Source organism: Halomonas sp. GXIMD04776, from assembly GCF_049808615.1.
In the GTDB taxonomy this organism is placed as follows: domain Bacteria; phylum Pseudomonadota; class Gammaproteobacteria; order Pseudomonadales; family Halomonadaceae; genus Modicisalibacter.
The window spans coordinates 25,993-52,506 of record NZ_JBNCAN010000023.1; the positions used below are offsets into that span (position 1 = coordinate 25,993).

General features: G+C 62.3%; 20 protein-coding genes. 17 read left to right on the forward strand and 3 right to left on the reverse strand.

The genetic code is table 11. The features are described from left to right. Positions 1–31: 31 nt before the first annotated feature. The 13 genes from ACPF7Z_RS15160 (at position 32) to ACPF7Z_RS15220 (ending at position 16,572) form a co-directional block, all read left to right on the forward strand. On the forward strand, positions 32–1,099 hold the full coding sequence (locus tag ACPF7Z_RS15160) for a PQQ-binding-like beta-propeller repeat protein (RefSeq protein ID WP_425194094.1): 1,068 nt from the start codon (positions 32–34) through the stop codon (positions 1,097–1,099). A gap of 297 nt (positions 1,100–1,396) precedes the next feature. After that, the gene (locus ACPF7Z_RS15165) at positions 1,397–1,777 is read left to right on the forward strand and encodes a hypothetical protein (protein WP_425194095.1); all 381 of its coding nucleotides are present in this window, start codon (positions 1,397–1,399) and stop codon (positions 1,775–1,777) included. 320 nt (positions 1,778–2,097) lie between these two features. Beyond that, complete coding sequence (locus tag ACPF7Z_RS15170; RefSeq protein ID WP_425194096.1) at positions 2,098–3,360, forward strand: TolC family protein; 1,263 nt, start codon at positions 2,098–2,100, stop codon at positions 3,358–3,360. Between the two features lie 33 nt (positions 3,361–3,393). Then, complete coding sequence (locus tag ACPF7Z_RS15175) at positions 3,394–4,755, forward strand: efflux RND transporter periplasmic adaptor subunit (protein WP_425194097.1); 1,362 nt, start codon at positions 3,394–3,396, stop codon at positions 4,753–4,755. A 12-nt stretch (positions 4,756–4,767) separates the two neighbouring features. Next, positions 4,768–7,887, forward strand: coding sequence for an efflux RND transporter permease subunit (locus tag ACPF7Z_RS15180; protein ID WP_425194098.1), 3,120 nt, complete (start codon positions 4,768–4,770; stop codon positions 7,885–7,887). 223 nt (positions 7,888–8,110) lie between these two features. Then, the gene (locus tag ACPF7Z_RS15185) at positions 8,111–8,458 is read left to right on the forward strand and encodes an NADH-quinone oxidoreductase subunit A (RefSeq protein WP_425194099.1); all 348 of its coding nucleotides are present in this window, start codon (positions 8,111–8,113) and stop codon (positions 8,456–8,458) included. Beyond that, on the forward strand, positions 8,449–9,750 hold the full coding sequence (locus tag ACPF7Z_RS15190; RefSeq protein ID WP_425194100.1) for a hypothetical protein: 1,302 nt from the start codon (positions 8,449–8,451) through the stop codon (positions 9,748–9,750). Before ACPF7Z_RS15185 ends, ACPF7Z_RS15190 begins: the two co-directional genes overlap by 10 nt. Continuing rightward, positions 9,747–10,673, forward strand: coding sequence for an NADH-quinone oxidoreductase subunit H (locus ACPF7Z_RS15195; protein WP_425194101.1), 927 nt, complete (start codon positions 9,747–9,749; stop codon positions 10,671–10,673). Before ACPF7Z_RS15190 ends, ACPF7Z_RS15195 begins: the two co-directional genes overlap by 4 nt. After that, positions 10,673–11,287: an NADH-quinone oxidoreductase subunit J gene (locus ACPF7Z_RS15200; protein ID WP_425194102.1), complete on the forward strand. Its 615-nt coding sequence runs from the start codon at positions 10,673–10,675 to the stop codon at positions 11,285–11,287. Before ACPF7Z_RS15195 ends, ACPF7Z_RS15200 begins: the two co-directional genes overlap by 1 nt. A 215-nt stretch (positions 11,288–11,502) precedes the next feature. After that, complete coding sequence (gene nuoK / locus ACPF7Z_RS15205; protein ID WP_425194103.1) at positions 11,503–11,808, forward strand: NADH-quinone oxidoreductase subunit NuoK; 306 nt, start codon at positions 11,503–11,505, stop codon at positions 11,806–11,808. After that, positions 11,808–13,676 (forward strand): NADH-quinone oxidoreductase subunit L, encoded by a 1,869-nt coding sequence (locus ACPF7Z_RS15210; RefSeq protein ID WP_425194104.1) that lies wholly within the window; start codon positions 11,808–11,810, stop codon positions 13,674–13,676. The genes nuoK and ACPF7Z_RS15210 overlap by 1 nt, the downstream gene beginning before the upstream one ends. Next, complete coding sequence (locus ACPF7Z_RS15215) at positions 13,673–15,160, forward strand: complex I subunit 4 family protein (RefSeq protein ID WP_425194105.1); 1,488 nt, start codon at positions 13,673–13,675, stop codon at positions 15,158–15,160. The genes ACPF7Z_RS15210 and ACPF7Z_RS15215 overlap by 4 nt, the downstream gene beginning before the upstream one ends. Then, positions 15,160–16,572 carry an NADH-quinone oxidoreductase subunit N gene (locus tag ACPF7Z_RS15220; RefSeq protein ID WP_425194106.1) on the forward strand — a complete coding sequence of 471 codons (1,413 nt, stop codon included), beginning with the start codon at positions 15,160–15,162 and terminating at the stop codon, positions 16,570–16,572. Before ACPF7Z_RS15215 ends, ACPF7Z_RS15220 begins: the two co-directional genes overlap by 1 nt. Positions 16,573–16,644: 72 nt before the next feature. On the opposite strand, the gene dmeF is transcribed toward ACPF7Z_RS15220, so the two are convergent. Continuing rightward, on the reverse strand, positions 16,645–17,616 hold the full coding sequence (dmeF, locus tag ACPF7Z_RS15225; protein ID WP_425194107.1) for a CDF family Co(II)/Ni(II) efflux transporter DmeF: 972 nt from the start codon (positions 17,614–17,616) through the stop codon (positions 16,645–16,647). Positions 17,617–17,787: 171 nt separating this feature from the next. On the opposite strand from dmeF, the gene ACPF7Z_RS15230 reads away from it, so the two are divergent. Next, a complete protein-coding gene (locus ACPF7Z_RS15230; protein ID WP_425194108.1) occupies positions 17,788–18,069 on the forward strand; it encodes a metal-sensing transcriptional repressor in 282 nt (93 codons plus the stop codon). 87 nt (positions 18,070–18,156) lie between these two features. Here ACPF7Z_RS15230 and ACPF7Z_RS15235 read toward each other — a convergent pair whose 3' ends face one another. Then, positions 18,157–18,636 (reverse strand): MerR family transcriptional regulator, encoded by a 480-nt coding sequence (locus ACPF7Z_RS15235; protein WP_425194109.1) that lies wholly within the window; start codon positions 18,634–18,636, stop codon positions 18,157–18,159. Between the two features lie 69 nt (positions 18,637–18,705). Here ACPF7Z_RS15235 and ACPF7Z_RS15240 point away from each other — a divergent pair, with 69 nt between their 5' ends. Then, positions 18,706–20,907 carry a heavy metal translocating P-type ATPase gene (locus tag ACPF7Z_RS15240; RefSeq protein WP_425194110.1) on the forward strand — a complete coding sequence of 734 codons (2,202 nt, stop codon included), beginning with the start codon at positions 18,706–18,708 and terminating at the stop codon, positions 20,905–20,907. Here the strand turns inward: ACPF7Z_RS15240 and ACPF7Z_RS15245 are convergent. Then, positions 20,841–22,430, reverse strand: a complete 1,590-nt coding sequence (locus tag ACPF7Z_RS15245; RefSeq protein ID WP_425194111.1) for an ArnT family glycosyltransferase — start codon at positions 22,428–22,430, stop codon at positions 20,841–20,843. The genes ACPF7Z_RS15240 and ACPF7Z_RS15245 overlap by 67 nt on opposite strands. 612 nt (positions 22,431–23,042) lie before the next feature. Between ACPF7Z_RS15245 and ACPF7Z_RS15250 the strand changes: the two genes are divergently transcribed. Both ACPF7Z_RS15250 and cphA read left to right on the forward strand, forming a co-directional pair. Then, positions 23,043–23,891 carry a cyanophycinase gene (locus ACPF7Z_RS15250; RefSeq protein WP_425194112.1) on the forward strand — a complete coding sequence of 283 codons (849 nt, stop codon included), beginning with the start codon at positions 23,043–23,045 and terminating at the stop codon, positions 23,889–23,891. After that, on the forward strand, positions 23,888–26,512 hold the full coding sequence (cphA, locus tag ACPF7Z_RS15255) for a cyanophycin synthetase (RefSeq protein ID WP_425194113.1): 2,625 nt from the start codon (positions 23,888–23,890) through the stop codon (positions 26,510–26,512). Before ACPF7Z_RS15250 ends, cphA begins: the two co-directional genes overlap by 4 nt. The last annotated feature ends 2 nt before the right edge of the window (positions 26,513–26,514 follow it).

A 26,514-nucleotide genomic window follows, 5' to 3' on the forward strand; every position in this document is an offset into this window, starting at 1 on the left:
TCCGGTAACGATCGTTGGGAGTAATATTGGAATGAAGAGATTCGAACGTGCCCGACTGTTGAGTGCCATGGCTGGCTTGGCTGTCGCCAGCTTGGCCATGCCGGCCATGGCCGATGAATCGCGCGCCTATGTCCCGTTGGGCAGCGCGGATAGCATCGCCATCATCGATACCGATAGCTATCAGGTAAGCGGTCAGTCGCAAGGGGTCGTCAACTCCCACGGGTCCGACCTGACGCCGGACGGTCGATTCCTGGTGGCCGGTAGCCTGACTCCCAGCGCAAGTGGGGAAAAGCCGTCGAAGCCGGCGGGTGTCTCGGCGGACGAACACGCGGCGCACCATGGCGGCGGTGGTGACACAGCCTCCTCGTCGAGCACCCAAGGCACGCTGTACCTGATTGACACCGCAAGCAATGAGGTCGTCCGTCAATTCGACGTGCCAGGCCCGGTTCATCACGTGCTGGTGACCGCCGATGGGCGCTACGCCGTATCGACTCATCCCATGGGCGGCGGTATCAGCGTCGTTTCCCTGGACAGTGGGGAACTGGTCGCAAACCTGGCAACGGGTTCCGCGCCGAATTACATGGTTCAGCATCCGCAGGACCGCTCCCTCTATGTCAGCAACTCCGGCAACGGGACGGTCAGCGAGGTCGACACCGAGAACTGGTTCGTGCGCAAGAACATGCGTCTGGACGGGAGCCCCGAGCACATGGTGCTGGACAGTGATCGCGGGCGGTTATACGCCAACGACGCGGCCGGGGGGCAAGCGGTCGCCCTTGAACTGGAATCTGGCGACATGGTGGCGCAATACCCGGTCGGATCGGAGCCTCATGGCATCGATCTGTCGGCGGATCTTGGCACCCTTTACGCCACCAGTCAGGGGGAAAATCGTCTGGTGGCCGTGAGCCTTGCCGATGGCGCGATTCGAGAGAGGGAACTTGCTCCGGAACCTTATCACCTCGCCATCAACCCGGCCGATGGAAGGCTATTGATATCAAGTCGCGAGAAGCCCCAGCTCTGGGTGGTAGATCAGCGCACCCTGGATACTCTCGAAACGGTTCCGCTCGCGGGAATCGGCCACCAGATCGCCGTAAAAGAATAAGTCGGAAAAGATGCAAACCCCTTTTGAGATGAAGGGGTGATGCTTGCCAGTGTCATCTATCATTTCGATGAGGTTTTGGCGTGAGTATCGCTGCCACAAGCCTTGCAATATCGATCGAACCAAAACCTCCCTCGCTGCGTACTTTTCTTCTTGTTTCGTGTGTGATGCGGCCTCTTGTTAGAGGGCTTTCCTGAAAATAAGCTGAGTATAAAATTCACAAAAAAGTTTGATGTTTTCAGTTTAGTTTCAGGTAATGCATTCATAGTAGACACATATCCACAAAGCAGAGGAAGTACCATGAACGTAGTCAAGAAATCAGTTGCCTTGATCGTTGCCGTCGCCAGCCTTTCGTCCGTTTCGGTGGTGCTGGCATCGGTTGATTATGAAAACACTACAGGGCAGTCCGCGCAACTCAATAAAATCATGCAAAACCTGCCCAGCAATGAAGCCCTGAATCAGGATGGATGGCGCAATCAAAAGATAGATGAGAACAAGAAAAATAATGCCCTCAATATGTTCAGAGAACATAACATGCAAGGTCAAAGTGGTGGAATGTCCGAGACCAAGCCATACATCAATTTAAATAAAGAGCAAGCCAATGGTTCCTCGGATCGCGGAGGCGCAGCCCATTCCCCTCTTCATGAGCAACCCGCTGTTGGCAATCGTCTCGACAAGTGACGGCTAGAGAGCGCTGTCATAGGACTCAGGCGGTAGTTCTCATAGAAAGCCATGGCCAGCCTATCTCTCGGAGAGGCTGGCCATTTTATGAGGTCGTGATCCGTGATGCCCCTCGGAGCCAATGCTTGAGGCTCTCTGCCTCCTCTAGGCGCCTGCCAGAAGAAATATCCCACGCGTTCAGCTTCATTTCAGTAATAGCCAATATGCTAAGTCCAATACTCATAAAGGGTTGATTCATAGGCGACATTTTATCCCATCAGGTAACATCAGGAACAATACGAATGAGACAGGGTTGGCGAACATCCATAGTGGCGCTGTTGATGGGGACGGCCGCAATACCATCTGCCTGGGGCGAAGAGGCGGGGCTGGAATTGAACCAGGCGGTCCAGATGGCACAGTCTCGCGACCCTTGGCTCAGCGGCAGCCAATACACTCAAGAGGCACTGGAAGCCGAAGCGACGGCGGCGGGAACGCTGCCGGACCCGATGATTTCGCTTACCGCGGCCAATCTTCCTGCCGATACTTTCAATACCCATCAAGAGCCGATGACACAGTTCAGTGTCGGCGTCACCCAGATGTTTCCCCGCGGGAACAGTCTCGATCTGATGGAAAAGCAGAAAGAGCAGCTTGGACAACAGCACCCCTTCATGCGGCAGGATCGCAAGGCAAAGGTAGCGGCGACAGTGAGTCAGCTATGGCTCGAGGCCTATAAGTCGCAACAGACGATTGCGCTCATCGAGCAGGATATGGGTCTTTTCGAACAACTGGTGGATGTGGCCCAGATCAACTACTCCACGGCATTGGGCAAGGCGCGCCAGCAGGATGTGATTCGTGCGCAGTTGGAGCTGACTCGGCTGGAAGACCGCCTGACGTCGCTCAACCAGCAAGGGGAGGCCTCCCAGCAGCTCCTGTCGGAATGGATAGGCGATGCGGCCATTGCGCAACCCCTGGCGGGTGAGCTACCCGAGCTGACCCTGGCCATGCCGGAAATCGCCCAGGAATCGACAGCGCTCTCCCGGCGAGAAGCGGGTCAGATGCTGGTGCGTCACCCCGCCGTGAAAGCACTGGATATGAAGATCGAGGCGGTCAAGACCGGTGTCGATCTTGCCTATCAGAAATACTGGCCAGAATGGAGTGTCACGGCAAAATACGGCTATCGTGCCGATGATCCCATGGGAAATGATAGGGCCGGGCTTTTTACCGCCGGGGTGGCCTTCGATGTGCCTATTTTTACGGAAAAGAAGCAAGACAAGGAAGTGGTTGCCGCCGTTGCAAAAGCCGAGTCCACCAAGACGGATAAATCACTGTTGCTGAGAAATATGCTGGCCAATCTCGAGAAAAGCAAGGTCCAGCTCGTTCGTTTGAATGAGCGAATGGACCTCTATTCTACCCAGCTTCTTCCTCAGTTGGATGAGCAAGCAGAAGTCTCTCTCGAAGCCTATAACAACGACGATGGCGACTTTGCCGAGGCCGTCAGATCCTACATCGACGAGCTTGATACCAAGATCGAATTTCTGAATATCGCGGTCGAGCGCCAGAAGTTGATCGCGGCAATCAATTATTACCTTGCAGGTGTTGAGTAACCGCTTATTGTTTTCTTGGTTCAAGAGGCCGGTATGAAAAGAGTCGTGCTGTATGTGCTGCTGTTGCTAGTGGGTGCTGCGCTTGGCGTCGCGGGGTATGGCGCCTATGCGACGCTGATGAAGGAGCCAATGGCTGAGGAGCAGGATAGCCAGGAGCCCCTTTATTGGGTGGCACCGATGGATCCCAATTACCGGCGAGACCAGCCGGGTAAATCCCCCATGGGGATGGACCTGGTTCCCGTCTATGAAGAAGAAAATGCGGAGCAAGATGACGGGGCTGGCGTCGTGCGTATCTCGCCGGCCATCGAAAACAACCTGGGGGTTCGCACGGCCCATGTGAATAAAGGCGTTTTCGATTCGGAGATCAGGACGATCGGGTATGTGCAGTATGACGAAGATCAGTTGGTGCACATACACCCGCGTGTCGAAGGCTGGATAGAAAAGCTGTACGTGAAGTCGGAAGGCGATCCGGTCAAAAAGGGCGAGCCGCTTTACGATATCTATTCCCCCACCCTGGTGAATGCCCAGCAAGAACTTGTGCTGGCGATCAATCGAGGTAATTCACGATTGATTCAAGCCGCGGAAGAACGGCTGGAAGCGTTGCAGGTTTCTGCTTCCGCTATCCGGGCGGTCAAGAACTCGAAGCGGGTCACACAGTCCGTGACCATTTTCGCCCCGCAGGATGGCGTCATCGATAACCTGAACGTGCGTGAAGGCTTCTTCGTCAAGCCGGGTACCACCATGCTGTCGATCGGTGCCTTGGAGGAAGTCTGGGTGGTGGGCGAAGTGTTCGAGCGTCAGGCGGCCCTCGTTGAAAAAGGGGACGAAGTCACGCTCACCTCGGAATATCTGCCCGGCAAGACCTGGAACGGCACGGTGGATTACATCTATCCGACACTGAACAGCAAGACGCGCACGGCCCAGGTGAGAACGCGGCTCGATAACAAGGACCGGCTGCTCAAGCCTAACATGTTCATGCAACTGACGATTCATAGTCGTAGCGATAACACCGCCCAGCAGATCCCCCGTGAGGCGCTTATCCGTACCGGCGAGCAGAACCGGGTCGTCTTGGCCCTCGGGGATGGCAAGTTCAAGTCGATCGAGGTGAAGGTCGGTCGTATCGGCGAGGATGTCGTCGAGATTCTCGATGGATTGGCGGTGGGGGAGCGCATCGTCACCTCCGCGCAGTTCCTGCTCGATTCCGAATCCAGCAAGACATCGGATTTCATGCGCATGAATCATGACCAAAGCGGCAGCGGTTCGTCCCAGGAAATGGACCAAGGCGACCACGCGGGCATGAATCATGTCATGGAAGACGACCCCGCTCAGAACCAGGAAATGGCTCAGGACGAGCATGCGGGAATGGATCACTCCATGGAAAGCGACAGCGAATAAGGAAACATTGACATGATTGCCTCCATTATTCGCTGGTCCGTCAGCAACCGCTTCTTCGTGTTGCTGGCCACCTTCCTGGTGGTCGGCGGCGGGTTGTACTCATTGAAGAACACGCCGGTCGATGCGCTACCCGATCTGTCCGATGTCCAGGTGATCGTCAAGACGAGCTATCCCGGCCAAGCGCCCCAGGTGGTGGAGGACCAGGTCACCTACCCGCTGACCACTGCGATGCTGTCGGTGCCAGGCGCGGTGACGGTACGTGGCTACTCGTTCTTCGGTGACTCCTACGTCTATGTGATCTTCGACGAAGAGACCGATCCCTACTGGGCGCGCAGCCGTGTCCTGGAATATCTGAGTCAGGTGGCGCCGACGCTGCCTTCCAACGCCCGGCCGCAACTCGGCCCGGACGCCACCGGCGTGGGCTGGGTCTATCTCTACGCCCTGGTGGACAGGACCGGCGAGCATGACATCAGCCAGCTGCGCAGCCTTCAGGACTGGTTCCTCAAGTTCGAGCTGCAAACCGTACCGGGGGTATCCGAAGTCGCGGCCATCGGCGGCATGGTCAAGCAATACCAGGTGCAGGTCGACCCGGAAAAGCTACGGGCCTTCGACATTCCGCTGTCGAAAATCCAGGTGGCGATCGAGCGGGGCAATCAGGAAGTCGGCGCCTCGGTGGTGGAAATGGCCGAGGCCGAGTACATGATTCGCGCCACCGGCTATATCCAGAGCGTCGAGGATCTTGCCAGCATCCCCTTGGGGCTGGACGCCAACGGCACGCCGCTGCTGTTGAAGGACGTGGCTGACATCAGCCTGGGGCCCCAGATGCGTCGCGGCCTGGCGGAGCTCAACGGCGAGGGTGAAACCGTCGGTGGCATTGTGGTCATGCGTTTCGGCGAGAATGCGCAAACGACCATCGAGGGTGTCAAGGCCAAGCTCGAGGAGCTCAAGCAAGGCCTGCCCGAGGGCGTCGAGATCGTCCCGGTCTACGACCGCTCCGGCCTGATCGACAGCGCGGTGAAGAATCTCGGGTACAAGTTGCTGGAAGAGTTCGTCGTCGTCGCCCTGGTGTGCATGGTCTTCCTTTTCCATGTCCGCTCTTCCCTGGTGGCCATCGTCAGCCTGCCCGTGGGCATCCTGGCCGCCTTCATCGTCATGCACCTGCAAGGCATCAACGCCAACATCATGTCCCTCGGCGGCATCGCCATTGCCATCGGCGCCATGATCGATGGCGCCATCGTCATGATCGAGAACATGCACAAGCACATGGAGCGAAAGCCGCTGACCCGGGAGAACCGCTGGAAGGTCGTCGCGGACTCCGCCAGCGAAGTGGGCCCGGCGCTGTTCTTCAGCTTGCTGATTATCACCGTCAGCTTCGTGCCGGTGTTCACCCTGGAGGCCCAGGAAGGCCGCATGTTCTCGCCGCTGGCCTTTACCAAGACCTATGCCATGGCGGCCTCTGCGGCATTGGCCGTGACCCTGGTGCCGGTGCTGATGGGCTATTTCATCCGCGGCAAGGTGCTGCCGGAACACAAGAATCCGATCAACCGGCTGCTCATCGCCCTGTACATGCCGGTATTGCGCAGGGTCCTGCGCTTCCCGAAGTCGACCCTGCTGGGGGCGGTGCTAGTCACCGTGGTCGGGCTCTGGCCGGCGACGCAGATCGGCAGCGAGTTCATCCCACCCTTGGATGAGGGTGACCTGATGTATATGCCCACCACCTACCCGGGCATCTCCATCGGCAAGGCCCGCGAGCTGCTGCAGCAGACGGACAAGCTGATCTATACCGTCCCGGAGGTGAAGACGGTATTCGGCAAGATCGGGCGCGCCGAAACCGCCACGGACCCGGCGCCGCTCACCATGATCGAGACCTTCATCCAGCTCAAGCCTCGGGACGAGTGGCGCGACGGCATGACCACCGAGAAGCTCAAGCAGGAACTGGATAGCCTGGTCAAGTTCCCCGGGGTGACGAACGCCTGGGTGATGCCGATCAAGACGCGCATCGACATGCTGGCCACCGGCATCAAGACCCCGGTGGGCATCAAGGTGGCCGGCCCCGATCTGAAAACCATCCAGGGCATCGGTCAGCAGCTCGAGACGATCCTCGCCGACGTGCCGGGCACCGCGTCGGTGTATTCGGAGCGGGTCGCCGGCGGTCGTTACATCAAAGCGGATATCGATCGCGAGAAGGCTGCTCGGTACGGGCTCAATATCGCCGATGTGCAGCAAGTGGTCTCCACGGCGATCGGCGGCATGAACGTCACGCAAACGGTGGAGGGGCTGGAGCGTTATCCGGTCAACCTGCGTTATCCTCAGGATTACCGCAGCTCCCCCGAACAGCTCTCTTTGCTGCCGATCGTCACGCCGGACGGCCAGCGCATTTCGCTGGGCGATGTGGCGGAGGTCGTCGTGGAGGACGGTCCGCCAGGCATCAAGAGCGAGAACGCCCGCCTCAATGGCTGGACGTTCGTCGACATCGCGGATGTGGATATCGGTAGTTACGTCCGGCAAGCCCAGGACGTGGTGCGTGACGAGCTCGACCTGCCTGCGGGTTACTCCGTCACCTGGTCCGGCCAGTACGAGTACATGCAGCGTGCCAAGGCCAAACTGACCTATGTCGTGCCCCTGACCTTGGCCATCATCATCATATTGCTGTACATGAACTTCAGGAGCCTGGCCGAGGTGGCCATCATCATGGGTACCTTGCCGCTGGCGATGGTGGGCAGCATCCTGCTGATGTACCTGCTGGGCTACAATTTCTCGGTAGCCGTCGGGGTCGGGTTCATTGCCCTGGCCGGGGTGGCCGTCGAGATCGGCGTCATCATGCTGGTCTATCTGAATCAGGCCTACCGCGAGATGCTGGAGCGCTGTCAAAGCCACGATGTGGAGCCGCGGGCGGAGACGCTGCGTCATGCGGTTCTGCATGGCGCCGGGCTGCGCGTTCGCCCGGTGATGATGACCGCCGCCGCCGTCATCGTGGGCCTGCTACCCATCATGTATGGCTCGGGCACCGGCTCCGAGGTGATGAGCCGCATCGCCGCTCCAATGGTCGGGGGAATGATAAGCGCGGTGCTGCTGACTCTGCTGGTATTGCCGGCGGCGTATTTCCTGTGGCGCAAGGCCGCCCTGCGGTGAGCCAGTAGTGAACGTGTAGTGCGAACGTGCAGCAAGAGAGGCGCACCCATCGTGGGTGCGCCTCTGTCCATTCAGCTTATATTCAGGAAAGTGGGCTAGCGTTTACGTGGCGTACTTATTGGTCTAGTTTTATAGGCGACTGTCATATAACGGCTTTCTGCCGTACCAAAAAGACAGGGACGCACTGGCTATCGTTATCGTGCCAGCAAGGCGAGGGACTCGCATGGAGCTGCTTACACTCTTTTTCATCATGTCGATCGCTTTGGGTGGCGGGTTGTGGCTGCAGTGGTGGCCGCGTCGCCATCAACCGATGCCGACCTATCCCCAGCGGGCGCCCTTCCTGGGCGGTGGCCTGCCCGAGACCCACGCCTGGAGCCGCTTCCATGTCCGCTACTACCCCATGACGCTGCTGCTCATCGCCTTCGAGATGGAGATGATGTTCATGTACCCCTGGGCGGTGGTCTACGTCGAGCAGGGCCTGAAGGCGGTGATGGAGATGGGCATGTTCTTGGCCATCCTCTCCGTGGGTATCGTCTACGGTTGGCGCGAGGGGGTGTTCAAGTGGCAGTGAGTTGGCTGCAACGTTTGGCGGCACAAGCCACCGTACCGGTATTTCCGGTACGGGGCATGCAGGGCGAGCCTGCGCTGCACCGCCTGGCCCTGACACCGGGCATCACGCTGGTGGATTCCCCACGCCATGCCAGCATCCTGCTGATCGCCGGGGGGGTGCCACCGGATCAGCATGAGGCGCTGCGTCGGGTGCACGACCAGTTGCCTGGCCCCTTTGCCACCCTGTGGTACCGCAGCGAACCTCTGGATGAGCTTGCCGGTGCCACGCGACTCGACGATCCCGAGGCCTTGCCTGGGGCGCTGATGAGAATCCACCGCGAACTGATGAATGGAAAGCGCGGTAGTTCGCCGCGTCTATTGCCGGATGAGCCCCCCAACCCCTGGGAAGGGCTAGGCGACGATGGCCATGGCGGCGAAGGCATGATGGGCGGCGTACCCTACGGCCGGCCCATGGCCATGAACATGCACGACGATATCCGCGACGGGCTCACCCTCGATTCATTGACGTTTACCCTTGGTCCCTTCCTGCCCATGCTGCCCCCCGGATTGGGCGCGAAGGTGACCCTGCAGGGCGATCTCATTCAAAGCTGGGTCACCCAGCAATCCCCATATCCCATGGCCCTCGAGAGGGTGTTCCTGGAAGCCCGGCAGCGTCCGGCGCCCATCGCGAAACTCGAGCTGGCCCGGGCGCGTTATCATCTACATCGCCTGGCGTTCGCCCTGCGCCTGGCCGGCCTCGACCGTCTGGCACTGGAAAGCCTGCGCCTGGCCAAGGGAGTGAGCCCCGACAGCCGGTTGGAGGGGCTGCGCCGCCGCCTGGCACGCTGCGGCTTCTTTCATCTGACGACCACTGGGCGAGGACGACTCGACGAGAATCAGGCTCGCCGGGTGGGGGGCATTGCGGCCAGGGCCGCAGGACTCGAGGAGGATCTGCGCAGTCGGGACGCCGCCTATGGTCGATTGAAGTTCGCGCCGGTCGTTCAGAGCGACGGCGATACCAATGCCCGCTGGCGCCAGACCCTGGCGGAAATCGAGCAGTCCCTGCAGTTGGCGCGCCAGGCCGAGCAGGAGGAGCTGTACAGTGAGACGACCGACGCCATCGAGACGCCGCGCGGTCCCTGGGGCGAATACCGACCCGAGGATGCCAGTGGTGTGCTCGATGACCTGTTGCCCGGTCTGGAGTGGGACGAGGCGCTGAGTACCCTCGCGAGCCTGGATCTGGCGGCGGTCTCGGAATGGCCGCAGGAGGCACCGGGCGACGAGCCTGAATCTTCCGAGGAGCGTCGGGGATGATTTTCAACGAGCTCATTCTACCGGTCGCTCTGGTAATGGTCGTCCTCGTGGTCGGCGCCTATCTGGTGGCGGTGATCGACGAGGCGATCGCTGGTACGTTGGGCATGCCGCGAGCCAGCAGCGTCTGGATAGCGCCGCTGACCCAGGGCGCCTGGCTGCTCACACAGCAGACCAACGCCACCGAGGCGCCGGACTGGCGGGCCTGGCGACTGGCCCCGGCACTCTATCTGGCCCTGGCCGCGACCGGGCTGGCGGTGGTGCCCTTCTCGCCGACGCTGATTCCCACCGATCTGACGACCAGCGTGGTGCTGTGGGGCAGCGTCGAGGCCCTGGCCACGGTGGTGATCTTCCTGCATGGTTGGTCCGCGAATACCTTGCTGGCACTGATCGGTGCCTATCGCTACGTGGCCCTGGGGCTTTCCTACATCCTGATCAGCATGTTCGTGCTGATCGGCGTGGCGTTGCCTGCCGAGTCGCTGCAATTTTCCCAGGTGGTGGCCTCCCAGGAGGGGCTCTGGAATGTGATTCGCCAGCCCCTGGGGCTGCCGCTGTTTTTGATCGTCGGCCTGGGCATGACCTTCTGGGGACCGTTCAACCTGGCAGACTCCCGGGATCTGGCCGGGGGCACGGCGTCGGCGGTGTCCGGCCCGCCACGGCTGGTGTGGAACCTGGCTCGGGCGGCGATGCTGGTGGCCTTCAGCGGCGCGGCGGCGAGCGCCTTTCTCGGCGGCTGGCTGGGGCCCTGGTTGCCGGGCCCTGTGTGGATGCTGCTCAAGATGCTGGCGGTGCTCGCCGTGCTGTTGCTGATCGGTCGGCTGGTGCCCCACGTACAGCCGGAGCGCTGCGTCACCCTGATGTGGGTGGTGCTGTTGCCGCTATCTTTCGTCGATCTGATCTGGGCAGGCGTGGAGGCTCTTCTTTAATGGATTATCCGCTTATCGTCGATATCTTCTTTCTGCTGCTCGCCGCTCTGGCGGTGGTCTCCGGTTGGCGCGTGTTCGCAACCGATTCCATGGTGCGTGCCTCCTTCTTCCTGCTGGTGTCCTTCATCGCCGTGGGCGTGATCATGATCCTGCTGGCGGCGGAATACCTGGGGGTGGCGATGTTCTTCATGATGGCCGTGGAGATGATGGTCATGGCGATCTTCATGGTCATGTTCATGATGAACCCGGCGGGGCTCAATCCGATGATGATGGTGCACCAGCACAAGTTTTCCATCGCCGCCGGGGCGGCGATCTTCGTGGTGCTCGCCGCCGTGGCGCTGCTGGCCGAGTTTCCCGATAGTCCCTTGCCGGGGGATCTCGACCCGGTCAAATCCCTGGGTAATGAGTTGCTTGGCGATTCGATGCTGATCTTCGAGTCCGCGGGTATCGTGCTGCTGACCACCATGATCGGCGTGGTGGTGCTGTCGAGCCATCGCGGGCGTTATGGTGCCGCCGAGGAGGGCTCGATGCCACCGGGACTCGAGCCGGGCGGCGATCCGGCGGGCATGCCGGAAGAAGAGGATGAGGGCGGTGGTCATCACCATTGCCACTAGGCGCTCGTTATAAATCCTTAGAGATGGATAAAGACTGGCTCGGGGGTAGGCCACAGCGAAGGTCTTTTGCCATGGCCGGAAAAGGCTCCATGCAATTCCGGCATTTCCGCCATCCATGGCGGTCAGATGGCAAAAGTAGCGCCCAGGGAGAGGTTCACAGCGCCTTCGCGACGGCCTACCCGCGAGACCACTCGGCTTAACGCAAGGAGGCAAGAATGACGCTGGTAACTCTCTTATTACTCGCCGCCGCGCTGATCGGCATCGGCTTCTACGGCGCGCTCTCTCAGCAATCCTTCGTGATGCTGATGATGGGCCTCGAGCTGATCTTGAACGGCGTCATGCTGGCCGCCGTGGCCTTCTGGGCCCTGAGCGGCGCCGGTGCGCCGGAAGGCCAACTGCTGACCATCGTGGTCATGGCGGTGATGGCCATCGAGATGGCCATGGGCTTTGCCCTGGTGGTGGCGGTGTTCCGCACCAAGCAGGCCGACGTGACCGAAGGGATCACGGGGTTGAAGCACTGATGCTGTGGACGCTTGCGCTGTTTCCATTGCTGGGCGCGACCCTGCTCTATCTGGGCGGCCGACATCTGGGTCGTGGTGGGCTGACGCTTGCGGCAGCGCTTGTCCTGCTGATGACGCTTGCGCTGGCCGGTCTGGCGGTGACGAATGACTGGCAGGGCAGCGTTGCCTGGAGCGAGGCGCTGCGGCTGACGCTGGCGCTCTCCACCGCCAGTCGTGTCTTCGCCTTGACGATACCGCTGATTGCACTGCCCATCGTCGTCTATGCCGGGTATCACGAGGTGGCCCAACGCACCGGCTATCGTCGCGGCAGCCGCCAGGGCGCGCGCCTGGTCGGGCTGCTGCTGGGCTTCGTCGGTGCCATGCAGCTGCTGGTACTCGCCGATGATTTCTTGACGCTGCTGATCGCCTGGGAACTGGTCGGCGCCTGCTCCTGGGCGCTGATTTCTCACAAGTGGGGACAAAAGGAGGTGCCCAAGGAGGCGGCCCAGGCCTTCCTGGTCACCCGCTTCGGCGATCTGGGGCTGTATATCGCCGCGGCGGCGGTGTTCGCCGGCAGCGGCGGTTTCGGCTACGCCGACCTGGCGGCCCTGGACGGCGGCCTGTTGAGCGTGGCGGTGGCCGGTATCCTGCTGGCGGCGGCGGCCAAGTCGGCGCAACTGCCATTCTCCTCCTGGCTGTTCGCCGCCATGGCCGGCCCGGTGCCGGTGTCGGCGCTGCTGCATTCGGCGACCCTGGTGGCGGCAGGCATCTATCTGCTGGCGCGTCTGCAACCGACGCTTTCCGCCGTCGCCTGGTTCGCGCCGCTGGTCATCGGCCTCGGACTGGCCACCGCCCTGGTCGGGGGCGTGGTGGGGATGTTCCAGAATCACGCCAAGAAGCTATTGGCGGCCTCCACCTCGGCCCAGTACGGCTTGATGTGGGTCGCGGTGGGGGCAGGTTTTCCCGGCGTGGCCCTGCTGCATTTCGTCGCCCATGCCTTCTTGAAGGCCGGCTTGTTCCTGGCGGCGGGGCTCGTCGAGCGCCAGGCCGGCAGTTACAACCTGCACGCCATGCGCCAGGGGCGACGGTTGCCGGGTATCGCATTGGTTACCGCCGTGCCGAGTCTGGCCCTGGCAGGCATGATTCCCTTGGGGGCGGCCTGGAGCAAGGAGCAGATCGCGGCGGCGGCGGGTCAGCAGGCCGTCTGGCTGGCGCTGCTCGTGGCCCTCGCCGGAGGCTTGAGCGCATTGTATGCCACACGCTTTCAGTTGCTGGCCTACGGTCGTCCGTTGCGTCGGGAGCGTTCGGAACTGCCGCATGGTCCTCGACCGTCCCGGGCCGAAAGCGGGGCGCTGGTGGCGCTGGCCGGGGTGACGCTGTTGCTCTCCCTCGTCTGGTGGCCCGAGGTGCAGGTCTGGCTTGTCGAAGCATGGCCCCAGCGATTGCCGAAGGGCAAGCCCTGGGAGTTGATCGTTTCGCTCGTGCTGGTGGTGTTGGGCATCGCCGTGGGATTCGTCATGACGCGCCGTCGGCACCGCTCGAGTGCCTGGCAATCCTGGGCAGCCACCTGGTTCGGCTTGCCATGGGTGATTCAGGGGAGCGCGATGGGTGCCCTGCTGCTGGGTCGCGTTCTTGCCCGTTTCGATGACCGGGTCGTGGATGCCGGGCTGCGCGGCACGGCGCGCTTCGGCCAGTGGCTGGCGCGACGCCATGCCCGAGAGGGCGAGGCCTTTGCCGAGGGCGTGCCCGGTGTGATGACCCGCCTGAGTGAATGGGGCGGCCACTGGGCACGCCAGGCCCAGAGCGGCCAGACCCACCATTACTACGCCGGCATCAGCCTGGGCCTCGTCGTCATTTTCGCCATCCTGTTGATAGGAGCCTTGCTGTGATTCTCACCGTCGCCTGGATCGTCCCCCTGCTGGGTGCCGTCGCGCTTGCCGCTTTCCCCCGCTGGAGCGAGGCGCGGGCGCGGCAATGGTCGGCGGTGATGGCCGTGCTGTCGCTGCTGGCGCTGGTGGTCGCCTGGCTCGGCTTCGATCCGGCGGGGCCGCTTTTCCAGCATATCGACGAGTTGCAATGGGTACCCAGCATCGGGGTGGCCTATCGGGTCGGTGTCGACGGCATCGCCCTGGCGGTAGCGACCATGAGCGCGCTGCTGTTCGTCGCGGCCATCGTCTATCCGGTGGATACTCTCGGCCAGCCACGCCAGTACTACGCTTGGCTGCTGTTCCTGCAGGCGGTCTCCCTGGGGGTGTTCCTGGCGCTGGATCTGCTGCTGTTCTACGTGTTCTTCGACCTGACCCTGGTGGGGATGTTCTTTCTCATCGGCCGCTGGGGGCACGGCACGCCCCAGGTCTCGGCGCTCAAGTTCTTCCTCTATACCTTCGCCGGTTCGCTGCTGCTGCTGCTGGCGATCATCGGCCTGTATCTGTCGATCGAGCCGCACGGCTTCGATATGCGCGTGCTGATCGAACGCCAGCCCCTGGCCGGTACCGGCCTCTACGCCGGGTTGGTGTTCCTGGCGCTGATGCTGGGCTTTGCCATCAAGACGCCGCTGGTGCCGCTGCATACCTGGCTGCCCCAGGCCCACGTCGATGCCCCGGGCCCGGCCTCGGCGATCCTCGCCGGGGTGCTGCTCAAGATGGGCACCTACGGCATGATTCGTCTGCCGTTCGCGATGATGCAGGAGACCTTCGCCGAGTATTCGCTGACCGTCGCCATCGTCGCGCTGGTGGCCATCCTCTACGGCGCCCTGGTGGCGCTGGGGCAGAGCAACCTCAAACGCCGCATCGCCTACACCTCGATCAACCACATGGGCTATACGGTACTGGGCATCGCCGTGGCGGCGGCATTCTTTGCCGATAACCAGGCCGCGCGCCAACTGGCGCTGACCGGGGCGACGGTGGAGATGGTCGCCCACGGTCTGATCACCGGGGCGCTTTTCCTGATCTGCGGCTCCTTCTGGCAGCGTACCGGCGACTACGAGCTGGATCACTACGGCGGCCTGGCCCATCGGGCGCCCTTGCTGACCGGTTTCACGGTGCTGGCCGCCTTCGCGAGTCTCGGCATGCCGGGGCTGGCCGGCTTCGTCGCCGAGTTCCAGGTGTTCGCCGGTACCTTCGCCATTTACCCCTGGCTAGCGGTGCTGGGGGTGCTGGGCATCCTGATCACTGCGGCACTGTTCCTGGATATGCTGCGCCGGCTGTTCTTCGGTCGGCTGCCGTCGCATCTGGGCGGATTTAGCGAACTGAAACGGGCCGAGTGGGGCGTGCTGGGCGTGCTCTCCCTGGGCATCCTGGTCATCGGTGTCGCGCCGCGGTTCCTGCTGACCCTGATCGAGGCGTCTTCCGCGTTGCTGGTGGGAGTGCGCTGATGCCCATCGGTGACCTGCTGCCCGAGATCATCCTGCTGGTCGGCGCGGTGTTGATCGTGCTGTTTGCCTCCTTCGCGCCTCACCGGCGCCAGGCCTGGGCCGCCAGCCTGGCGCTGGTCGCCCTGGCGCTTGCGGCGGGGGTCGGCCTGCTGCAATGGCGCGAGCCCCCGGCCCTGACCTTTTCCGGGGTCTGGGCACTGGATACGGCTGCCGTCGTCACCAAGCTGCTGGTGCTGCTGAGCGGAGCGATCGCCGTGGCACTGTCGCCGGACTGGATGCGCAGCGACCGCCGCCATGGCGAGTACTACGCCCTGTGCCTGTTCACGCTGCTCGGCGTGATCATGATGGCCTCGGCCAACGACAGCATGGAGCTGGTGGTGGGCATCCTGCTCTCTTCCACGGCCAGCTACCCCTTGGTCGCCTACCACCGTGGCTTCGCCCCGGCGCTGGAAGCGGGCATGAAGTACTTCCTGATCGGCGCGTTGACCAACTCGCTGCTGGTGGTCGGTGTGGTGCTGTTGTTCGGCCTGGTGGGCGATACCGATTACGCACGCACGGCCGCCGTGTTGAGCGCCGCGCCCGATGCGGCGCCGCTGGCATTGAGCGTGGCGGTGGCCTGTATCGTGCTCGGGCTGACCTTCAAGCTGGCGGCGTTTCCCGGCCATGCCTGGATGCCGGATGTTGCCCAGGGCGCTCCGGCGCCGGTCGCCGCCCTGCTCACCGTGGCGCCCAAGATCGGTGCCGCGGTGGCCCTGGCGCGATTTGTCTCGCTGCTGCCCGAGTCGCAGCTCTGGCCGATCATCGTCGCCCTGATCGCCGTGGTGACCATGACCCTGGGCAACTTGGCGGCTTTGCAACAGACCGATGTACGGCGCCTGCTCGGCTGGTCCTCGGTTTCGCAATCCGGCTATGCGCTGATGGCGGTGGTGGTAATCGGTGCCGAGCCCCAGGCGTTACCGGCGCTGCTGGTGTTTCTTGCTGCCTATGCGCTGGCCAATCTCGCTGCTTTTGCGGTGGTGACCCATCTGCGTGGCCGCACGGCGCTGGCGGATTACCATGGGCTGGGCCGTACCCAGCCCGTCGTCACGGCGGTACTCATCCTGGCGCTGCTGTCGCTGGTGGGCATCCCGCCGCTGGTGGGCTTCTTCGGCAAGTTCCTGCTGTTCAAGGTGACCATCGCCGGCGGCTATGCCTGGCTGGCGGTGGTCGCCGCCATCAACACCGTGCTGTCGCTGTTCTATTACCTGCGGGTGATCGCGGTGACCATGTTCAAGCCCTTGGAGGGCGAGGTGCACGTTCTCGGCCGCTGGTCCTGGCTGGCGCTGTTGTTCAGCGCGGTATTGCTACTCGCGGCGAGCCTAGGCGTGGAGGGCGGCCTGGGGTTGATGGAGGCGATACGGCTGGCAGGGTAGGCTGGCCCCAGGCTGACTCACACGAGCAGTCCCTCGCCCATGCTGGAGCCAATTATCGCGGCGCGTTCACGCTCAGCTAGCTAATCTTACTTCGGTGTCGGTCTCCGGGGCGTCGATGCAGTGCTGTGTCTCGATGGTCACGTGCACCAATGATGGGCATCGAGCCTGGATGCGCCGCTTGTAGACACCAGGCGTTTCCGGGTCATGCGATACGACCGAGACGATGGCGGCATGAATATTGGGCCCAATCGACCAGAGGTGCAGGTCGCTGATTCGCGCATCGCCATTCTCGATAGCGTGTCTGACGTCTTCCTCCAAATCACTGCGCTGCTGATCGAGCAGCACGCGGGAGGTGTCCTTCAACAGATGCCATGACCAGCGGGTGATGAGTACCGCGCCAACGATACCCATGATCGGGTCCATCCAGTTCCAACCTGCATACTTTCCGGCCAGCAAGGCAGCGATCGCCAATACTGAGGTCAGGGCATCGGCGAGTACGTGGAAGTAGGCGGCTCGCCGGTTATGATCATGATGCCTGTGATGATGGTCATGGGCATCGTGACCATGATTATGACCATGGCCGTGATCCTCTCCGCCGAGTATCCAGGCCGATACGCCGTTGACGATCAGGCCGATGATGGCGACGACGATGGCCCCATCGAAGGAAATCGCGACCGGGTGGATAAAGCGATCAATACTTTCGAGCACCATGTACAGCGCGAAACCGGCCAGCAAGATGGCGCCGGCAAATCCGCCCAGCGCGTTGACCTTGCCGGTACCGAATGAGAACTGCACGTTTCCAGCGTTTTTACGTGCGTACGCATAGGCGAAAACCGCGATGCCCAGGGCGACCGCATGAGAGCCCATGTGCAGGCCATCGGCCAGGAGGGCCATCGAGCCGTAGAGGATGCCGGCCAGAATCTCCCAAACCATCATGACGAGCGTCAGGCCAACGACGATAAGGGTGCGTGTTTCACCGGAGCGTTTTTGGTCTTGGCCGAAGGTATGGTCATGCTGCCATTCTTCGAGTCGATGATGATGCATTCTGTAATGCTCCGGATTGATAGTTGTTAGCGCCGGCTTCGAAAGAGTTTCATGGCCATCCTGGTTATGAATGGTAATAGTAAGTATTCATTATAAAACGCTATTTTGATCTATCCTTACCAGGGGGATAGGATAAGGATCCTATCCTAGACGAACGGCAGTCACAACAATATGCAGGAAGCCCTCCAGCGACATCAAAGCCATGATGAGATTATCAAGCGGCTCAAGCGGGCCGATGGCCATCTGCGCCGCGTGATCACCATGATCGAGGAAGCACGCCCCTGCGTGGACATCGCGCAACAGTTGTACGCCGTCGAAAAGGCGGTGTGTCAGGCCAAGCGAACCCTGATCCACGATCATCTGGATCATTGCCTGGAGCACAGGGTAGAAGTCATTGCCGAGGGAGAAGCGGCTTCGCTAGACGAGTTCAAGCAAATCGCGCGGTATTTGTAGATAGCCGGCTCGCACTGTTGCCGTGAGCAAGCACTAGCGGCCAGATCCCACGGCAGGGGTACTTTCGGCTTGGCGAATCATGGAAGACTACCTTAGCGCGCTGCTCCCCCCATGCTCTCCTCGTTGGTGACAGAGGCGATGATCGCTGAGCATCTCGATGATGCGACAGCTTTCGACCCTGCCCCCAGCACATTGGCTTACCATGCGCTTTAGCTCATCACGCAGTGCTGCAAGTCGCTGCAATCGAGCCTCCACCTCTGCCAGGTGGCGCTTGGCGACGGCGTCGACCTCGTCACAGGGCATCTCCGGGTGATCCGCCATCTCCAGTAGCTCACGAACGGCCTCTATGGAGAAGCCGAAATCTCGGGCATGGCGGATGAACGTCAGCCGCCGGACAGTCCGCTCGTCATAACGTCGCTGACCTCCCTCGCTGCGCGTCGCATCGGGTAACAGCCCGATACGCTCGTAATAGCGTACCGTCTCGGGCTTGCAGCCAGAGTGTCGCGCCAATTCACCAATGCCGATCGGAGGGCTAGTCGTGGCTTGGCGTGTCGCATCATCAGACATGGCTTGAACCTATAGTTGCTACAGGGATTAGGATCAACGGCACGATAGCTCAAGCTTGGGAGCGATGCCATGAGTGAGTCAACGCATCACCACGCCTCCTCTGTTCTGATCCTGCGAATCGAGGGCATGGACTGTGGCGGCTGCGAGCGCAAGGTAGAGGCAGCACTGGGCCGACTGAAGGGCATCGAGGCGGTGTCGGCCAGCTCGGTCACCGGGTCAGTGAAGATCCACCCTCAACAGAATACAACGCCTTCTCATGAGGTGATCGAACGGACCCTTAACGAGCTTGGCTACCAGATTGCCGCCGATGAGGAAGGAGATGAGGCGGAGTCCTCCCCGGCACCCTGGTGGCGGTCCGCAAAGGGGCGCCTGGTGCTCGTCACTGGAGGGCTGCTGGCTCTGGCCTTTGTTCTTCGCCTTGTCTGGCCGACCCTGGGTAACTGGCCCTTCGTGGCGGCCACCCTGGCGGGGCTGGTGCCCATCGCACAGAGCGCCTGGGGCTCGTTGAAGATGCGCAATCCCTTCACCATCGAGATGCTGATGAGCATCGCCGCCTTGGGCGCCCTGGCCATCAATGCTGCCGCCGAGGCGGCGGTGGTGGTGTTTCTGTTCGCCGTGGGCGAGTTGCTGGAGGGCATGGCTGCGTCTCGGGCGCGGCGCAGTATCTCGGCCCTGTCAGACCTGACCCCGTCGACCGCGAGATTGATGGAGAATGGCGAGGTTCGCGAGGTGTCGGCGGCCTCGCTGCAGATTGGTCAACGTGTACTGATACGCCCCGGGGATCGCGTGCCCTGCGATGGCCGCATCCTGGCCGGACAGTCCGACCTGGATGAGTCACCGGTGAACGGCGAATCCGTGCCGCGATCGCGTGCTCCCGGCGATGATATCTTCGCCGGTACGGTGAACCTCGACGCCGCCCTGGAGGTGGAGGTCACCCGGGGCGCCGAGGACAACACCATCGCCCGGGTCATCCGCCTGGTGGAGGAAGCCCAGGCCGCCAAGGCGCCGGTGGCCCGCTTCATCGACCGCTTCGCTTATTACTATATGCCGGCGGTCATAGGCCTGGCCCTGTTGATGGCGGTGGTGCCGCCGCTGGTCTCGACCATGGCCTGGTCGGAATCGGTTTACCGTGCCTTGGCCCTGCTGCTGATCGCCTGCCCCTGTGCCCTGGTGATCTCGACACCCGCGGCAATCGCTGCGGGCCTCTCGACGGGCGCACGCCATGGGCTGCTGATCAAGGGGGGCGCCGTGCTCGAGCAGCTGGGCAAGCTGCGCCTGGTGGCGCTGGACAAGACCGGCACGCTTACCGCCGGTACCCCCAGGGTCACCGACGTGGAAAGCTGGACGCGCGAACAGGATGAGAACGACATCCTGAGGCTCGCGGCGAGTCTGGAGCGTGGCTCCAGCCATCCCATCGCCACGGCGATCCTGGCGCGCGCCGAGCAGCTTGGGCTTTCATCCGCCGAGGTGGGTGAAGGGCGCGCCCTGGCCGGACGTGGGGTCACCGGGCGAGTCGAGGGGCGCGACCTGAGCTTGATCACGCCTCGCCACCTGCAGGTACTGTCGACGTTGCCCGATGAACGATTGCAGCGTATCGCGGCGCTGGAGCAGGCGGGCAAGAGCCTCGCCGTCCTGGTCGAGGGCGAGAATCCGCTGGGCTTCATCGCCGTGCGCGACGAGCCTCGCGACGATGCCCATGAAGGGCTCTTGGCCCTGTCGCGCCTCGGTGTGCAGGCGGTGATGCTCAGCGGCGACAATGCGCGTACCGCTGCGGCCATCGGTGGCACCCTGGGAATCGAGGCTCATGGCGAGCTGATGCCCGAGGACAAGGCCCAGCGAATCCGCGAGTGGCAAGCGGCGGGGCGCGGGCCGGTCGGCAAGGTGGGTGACGGTATCAACGACGCCCCGGCACTGGCCGCGGCGGAGGTGGGTATCGCCATGGGCGGTGGTACCGATGTGGCGCTTGAAACCGCGGATGCGGCCCTGCTCAAGAACCGCGTCACCGGCATTGCCGAGCTGATCGACCTGTCCCGGGCAACCCTGCGTAACGTCAAGACCAACGTCGCTCTAGCATTGGGCCTGAAGGCCATCTTCCTGGTGACCACGGCGCTGGGCATCACCGGCATGTGGATCGCGGTGATGGCGGATACCGGCGCCACCGTGCTGGTGACCCTGAACGCCATGCGGCTGCTGGGCTATCGCTTTCAAGGAGGAACGGTCACGGCACCGTCTGGTTCCTCTGTCCCGGCGGCCGGTGAAGCATCCAGATAGCGACGGGCCTCGCGCAGTATCAACCAGCGCCCCCGATAACGAAACGCCTGAGCATCGACGGGGATGACCGAGGCCTTTCTCGCCGTGGTGACGATAAGACCCTCCGGATGGTGCTCGCTCCAGACCGGGATATTCTCCTCGTCGATCTCCTGCAAGGGGGCCGTCAGGCGTCCGGCAAAGCCGAAGGTGGCCTGATAGTCCATGTCAATGGCCACGGCCCTGCCCGCGCCCTGCCAGTCAGCGATGACGCGCGCCGGTGCGCTGACGTCATAAGCGTTCCACAAGGGACCCAGCATGACATGCACGGTCACGACCCAGGCCAATACATTGAACAGCACCAGAGCGCGCAGCATCGCCATCGTTGAGCGCAGCCGCAGGTAGAGACTGCCGATGGCCAGGGTGAGCAACAGCAGCGCGCCGACCGGATCAATGCCGTCGCGCAGCGGCGGTCTGCCCGCGATACCGAGCAGCAAACCGGCCATGGCCAGCAGCCCCCAGCCCATTGCGAACCCCCAGAGACGCGGAGGTGGCGCGTCACCCGCGTTCAGCCCGCGGGCGCCGAGGAGCGCCAGGGCCGGCAGCAGCGGCATCAGGTAGTGCAGCTGTTTACCGCTGACCAGCATGAAGACTCCCAGCGTGCCCAGTGCCCAGCACCAGACGAGGCGATGCCGTCGCTCGTTGGGCCCGCAGCGTGGCCAGAGCGGTGGCCATGTCCAGATGGGAAAAAGCAGCACCGGCAGCCACACAAGATACCAGTACCAGGGCCGCGCATGGTCCATGGCCTGGACCAGCCGATCGGCGGTCTGGCCCCACAGCAACTGCCGTGCGAAGGCCTCGCCGCCCAGCCAGGCCGCCGGCAAGGCCCAGACCAGCAGCATCAGCAGCGCCAGTCCCAGCGCCAGGCACGCGCCTCGCCACCAGGCAAGAGACACCTGGCCACGCCAGTAGGGCGTGCTCAGCAAGATCACGCCCCAGGCCACCAGTGCCGTGGGCCCCTTGGCGAGCAGCGCTAAACCCAGCCACACACCGGCCCTGAGCCACTGGTTTCGTGCAGGAAGCGAATCGCTCGAGACCAGTGGCGCGATCGCGCCGAGCACGCAGGCGGTGAGCAGGACATCGAACATCAGGACGCCACTGAAGGTGATCCACAGCAGCATCGCCGCCAGTACCAGGCTTGCCTGCCAGGCATACTCTGAACCACCAAGGCGGCGGGCGATGCGGAAAAGATGGAGCTGTGCCAACAGTGCGGCCAGCGGCGAGATCAGCTTCGGCCAGGCGTCATTGACGCCGAAGAGTGTCCAACCAAGATGAATCAGCCAGAACAGCAGTGGGGGTTTGTCCGAATAGGGTGTGCCGTTCATGTGCGGCACGAGGAACTGATGCTGTTGCCACATCTCCCAGGCGACGCTGATATAGCGGGTCTCGTCGATGGGGATGTAAGGACGCCCCAAGGCCGCCAGGCTGATCAGCAGGTAGATGACCGCCAGCGTGAGCGCACTGGGAGCATGTGCAGACAGCTTCATCGGATGATCGTTATCGAGCCACGCCATCGAACCTCGACGTTCCAGGCGGCAGCGATCGGCGTCCGTTGTCCAAGTCAGAAAAACGCATAAAGCAATACGATGCTCGAGAGGACCAGAACGGATAGGGGCACCGGGCTCCTCCGCGGACGATATGCCGCGACGACGATCGCTGCCTCGAGAAGCAAAAGTGTCGTTCTATTCATGCAGCGCAGACTCTCTGTGGCTCAGAACTCTCAGGGAGTCAGTATCGACCCGCCACCTTAATGTTTTCTTACCGCGGCCATCCTGGGCCGAGGCCGGCGAGGCGTCGCCGCGGCGCTGGTTGTGCTGATGGTGGGGTGGTATAAGGGAAGGCATGGGGTCAAAGCGTTAGGGAACCACTGACTAAATGCCTGCACGGATGAATCACTGCGTTACGCGGTACTCAAAGACTCGCCTAACCCCGTGTTATGTCTCGTCTTTTGTGTTCCGTGCGCCTTGTTCTTCATTCCGTTCGGCTATTTATTCAGTGATTCCTTCGGCTTCATCCTAGGCCATTCGGCGATCTTCATGTGCAGGGACTTGAAGCCGTGGCTTCCTTAAAAAAAAGCGTCGCTGGGCGACGAAGAGGATATGACGTCTCAACCTCCTGTTTCACCTGGCCGCATCGTGGCCATCGGCGGTGCCGAAGACAAGACCTCCGATCTCGAGATTCTGAAAAGGGTTTTCGAGCTGGCGCCCGTGGCCAATGCCGAAGTCGCCGTCATCGCCTCGGCGAGTGGCATCCCCGACCAGATACTTCCCGCCTATCAAGCAGCCTTTGAACGTCTGGGTGCGAGCCGCGTCCATGCACTGGATATACAGGATCGAAAGCAGGCAGCCGACCCAGGCAATGTCCAGTTAATCCACCAGAGTGGCGTCATCTTCTTCACCGGCGGCGACCAGTTGCGCCTGACTAACGTGATCGGCGGTTCGGCGGTGCTGAACGCCATCCGCGAACGCTTGATGGCCGGTGCCGTGGTGGCGGGCACCAGCGCAGGGGCGGCGGCTTTGCCGAGCACCATGATCTATAATGGTGCTTCTGCTGATGCGTTGCGCAAGGGCAGTGTCAACATGACTTCCGGCCTCGGCTTCATCGACTATCTCATCATCGACAGCCACTTTCTTGAACGCGGTCGCTTCTCGCGTCTAATGCAGGTCGGCGCCACCAACCCAGAGTATTTAGGAGTAGGATTGGGCGAGGATGCCGGCGTGATCGTGCATCCGAACCGGGTCCTCGAAGCCATTGGCCCCAAGCACGTCATCATTATCGACAGCCGGAATCTGGCACGCTCCAACATCGCTGATCTGTCGATGGGGGAGCCAGTGGCCGTCGAGAACATGATTCTCCATGCCATGGTCAGCGGTCACGGCTTCGATATCGAGGCGCGTCGCTATCTCGTCGCCGACGAACTCAAAGCTCTACTGGCGGATAATCAATGAACATCCTGGAACATAGGGCACTGAGAGGACCGAACTACTATAGCCGCTATAGAGCCATCTACATGCGTCTGGACATTGGAGAACTCGAGGAACGACCGAGCGACACCATTCCCGACATCGTCGAGCGCATCAGTGAGCTATTGCCGACACTGCAGGAGCATCGCTGCTCGGTCGGCCGGCCCGGGGGCTTCCTGGAGCGTGTGGCACGTGGCACCTGGGCGGGGCATATCGTCGAGCACGTGGCGATCGAGCTGCAGAACCTGATTGGCTTTTCTGTGGGATACGGCAAGACGGTGGATTCCTACGAAAGCGGCATCTATAACGTCGTCTACCGCTACAGGGACGAGGCATGCGGGCTGGCGGCCGGTGTCGAGGCGGTGGCGTTCGTAGAACGATTATTCAACGGTGACGATATCGACATGCCGGCGATCATCGATCGACTGAAGGCGGTGCGCGATGCCCACATGCTGGGACCGTCCACCGCCGCGATCGTGAGTGCCGCAGAAAGGCGCAGCATCCCCTGGACCCGTTTGAACGAGAACAGCAGCTATATTCAACTGGGTCACGGCCATCGGCAGCAGCGTATCCAGGCAACGGTGACCGGCCGCACAGATCTGATCAGCCATAGCATCGCCGGCGACAAGGACTGGACCAAGCAGGTGCTCGGCGATGCGGGCGTTCCGGTACCTCATGGATTTGTATGCAGTTCATTCGACGAGGCCCTCGAGAGCGTGGGACTCATCGGCTATCCCGTGGCGGTGAAACCGCTGGAAGGCAATCACGGCCGCGGCGTGAGTACGGATATTCAGAACGACGCCGAATTGCGGGAGGCCTTTACCATTGCATCCCGGCATAACCCGGAGGTGATCGTCGAGCAATTCATCAAGGGCGAGGACCATCGCCTCCTGGTGATCGACGGCAAGCTGGTGGCCGCGGCGCGGCGGCGCCCGGCGCATGTGATCGGTGATGGCAGCACCAGGCTGCAGGCGTTGGTGGATCAAGAAAACCAGGACCCGCGTCGCGGTATCGGGCACGAAAATCTGCTCACCCAGATCGAGCTGGATGAGCAGTCCCTGCGGCTGATCGGCCAGCAAAACCTGACCCTGCAAAGCGTCATCCCCAAGGACGAAATCGTCTACCTGAAGCCCACCGCGAACCTCAGCACCGGGGGCACCGCCACAGACGTAACCGACGATGTCCATCCAGAGGTACGCTATATCGCGGAGCGCATCTCACGCTTGATCGGTCTCGATATCATCGGCATCGATCTCCTGGCCGAAACCCTGACCCGGCCGTTGGAGGAGCAGTCCGCCGCGGTGGTCGAGGTCAATGCCGGCCCGGGGTTTCGCATGCATCTGTCACCGACCCACGGCAAGGAGCGCGACGTTGGTCAACCGGTGATCGACATGCTGTTCCCGGTCAGCGACGACACCGGACGCATCCCCATCGTCGCGGTCACCGGCACCAACGGCAAGACGACCACGGTACGCCTGCTCTCGCATCTGCTGCGCCAGGCAGGGCGTAACGTCGGCATGGCCTGTACCGGTGTGATCGAGATCGACAACCATGTCATCCTGCGCGGCGACTACAGCGGGCCGCAAGCGGCGGCGATCGTCCTGCGTGAGCCCACGGTCGAGTACGCCGTCCTCGAGGTGGCGCGAGGCGGCATCATACGACGCGGACTCGGTTTCGACGAATGCGATGTTGGCGTGCTGCTCAACATCGCCAGCGATCACCTGGGTGAGCACGATATATATACCCTTGACGAACTGGCCCGCTGCAAGACCGTGGTGATCGACGCCGTGCGCCCGGGGGGTACAGCAGTGCTCAATGCCGACGATCCCCGGGTGCTCGACAGCCGCGAATGGGCTCGCGGTGATATCGTCTTCTTCACTCTCGACCCCGACTCGCCTGCCGTTCGTGAGCATGTTGCGGCGCATGGCGTCGTCTTCACCGTCCATCACGAGCGACTCGTGATGCGCCAGGGCCAGGTCGAGGCGGAGGTGATTCCAATCGTGGATGTGCCGATCACCTTCGAAGGCCACGCTCACTTCAACGTCGCCAATGCACTGGCCGCCAGCGCCGCCGCCTATGCGCTGGGGCTCTCCATCGGCGACATCCAGATGGGCTTGCAGACGTTCCACCCGACGCCAGGACAGAACCCTGGACGTACCAATCTCATCGAAGTGGACGGCATGCAGGTGCTGATCGATTACGGGCACAACGTGCCGGCCCTCGAGGCGCTCGGCGAACTCGTGAGTCGCATTCCGGCGAAGCGCCGCATCGGCGTGGCCAGCGCCCCGGGCAATCGTCGCGACGAGGATCTCTTCGACCTGGGGGCGCAGCTCGCCAAGATGCATGACAGGGTGTTCATCTACGAGACCGACCCGCGTGGGCGTGCCATTGGAGAAGCCGCTGCGCTGCTGCGCGATGGCGCCGAGTCGGTGCCAGGGGGCTGCCGGGTCGAGGTCGTCCTGCAGGAGGATCGGGCCGTTGAGAGGGCGCTGGAAGAGGCAGACGAGGGCGACCTGTTGGTGTTGCTGATCGACGATATCGACGGCGCCATCGAACGCCTCAAGGGACGTCGCTTCTCGACGCCCCAGGCGAGCAGCGGTAATTGAAT

Coding starts and splice junctions, on each gene's coding strand:
- ACPF7Z_RS15160 (WP_425194094.1), top strand. CDS start 32: ATGAAGAGATTCGAACGTGCCCGACTGTTGAGTGCCATGGCTGGCTTG.
- ACPF7Z_RS15230 (WP_425194108.1), top strand. CDS start 17,788: ATGCAGGAAGCCCTCCAGCGACATCAAAGCCATGATGAGATTATCAAG.
- ACPF7Z_RS15180 (WP_425194098.1), top strand. CDS start 4,768: ATGATTGCCTCCATTATTCGCTGGTCCGTCAGCAACCGCTTCTTCGTG.
- ACPF7Z_RS15220 (WP_425194106.1), top strand. CDS start 15,160: ATGCCCATCGGTGACCTGCTGCCCGAGATCATCCTGCTGGTCGGCGCG.
- ACPF7Z_RS15235 (WP_425194109.1), bottom strand. CDS start 18,636: ATGTCTGATGATGCGACACGCCAAGCCACGACTAGCCCTCCGATCGGC.
- ACPF7Z_RS15175 (WP_425194097.1), top strand. CDS start 3,394: ATGAAAAGAGTCGTGCTGTATGTGCTGCTGTTGCTAGTGGGTGCTGCG.
- ACPF7Z_RS15170 (WP_425194096.1), top strand. CDS start 2,098: ATGGGGACGGCCGCAATACCATCTGCCTGGGGCGAAGAGGCGGGGCTG.
- ACPF7Z_RS15245 (WP_425194111.1), bottom strand. CDS start 22,430: ATGAAGCTGTCTGCACATGCTCCCAGTGCGCTCACGCTGGCGGTCATC.
- ACPF7Z_RS15185 (WP_425194099.1), top strand. CDS start 8,111: ATGGAGCTGCTTACACTCTTTTTCATCATGTCGATCGCTTTGGGTGGC.
- ACPF7Z_RS15210 (WP_425194104.1), top strand. CDS start 11,808: ATGCTGTGGACGCTTGCGCTGTTTCCATTGCTGGGCGCGACCCTGCTC.
- ACPF7Z_RS15200 (WP_425194102.1), top strand. CDS start 10,673: ATGGATTATCCGCTTATCGTCGATATCTTCTTTCTGCTGCTCGCCGCT.
- cphA (WP_425194113.1), top strand. CDS start 23,888: ATGAACATCCTGGAACATAGGGCACTGAGAGGACCGAACTACTATAGC.
- nuoK (WP_425194103.1), top strand. CDS start 11,503: ATGACGCTGGTAACTCTCTTATTACTCGCCGCCGCGCTGATCGGCATC.
- ACPF7Z_RS15240 (WP_425194110.1), top strand. CDS start 18,706: ATGAGTGAGTCAACGCATCACCACGCCTCCTCTGTTCTGATCCTGCGA.
- dmeF (WP_425194107.1), bottom strand. CDS start 17,616: ATGCATCATCATCGACTCGAAGAATGGCAGCATGACCATACCTTCGGC.
- ACPF7Z_RS15250 (WP_425194112.1), top strand. CDS start 23,043: ATGACGTCTCAACCTCCTGTTTCACCTGGCCGCATCGTGGCCATCGGC.
- ACPF7Z_RS15195 (WP_425194101.1), top strand. CDS start 9,747: ATGATTTTCAACGAGCTCATTCTACCGGTCGCTCTGGTAATGGTCGTC.
- ACPF7Z_RS15165 (WP_425194095.1), top strand. CDS start 1,397: ATGAACGTAGTCAAGAAATCAGTTGCCTTGATCGTTGCCGTCGCCAGC.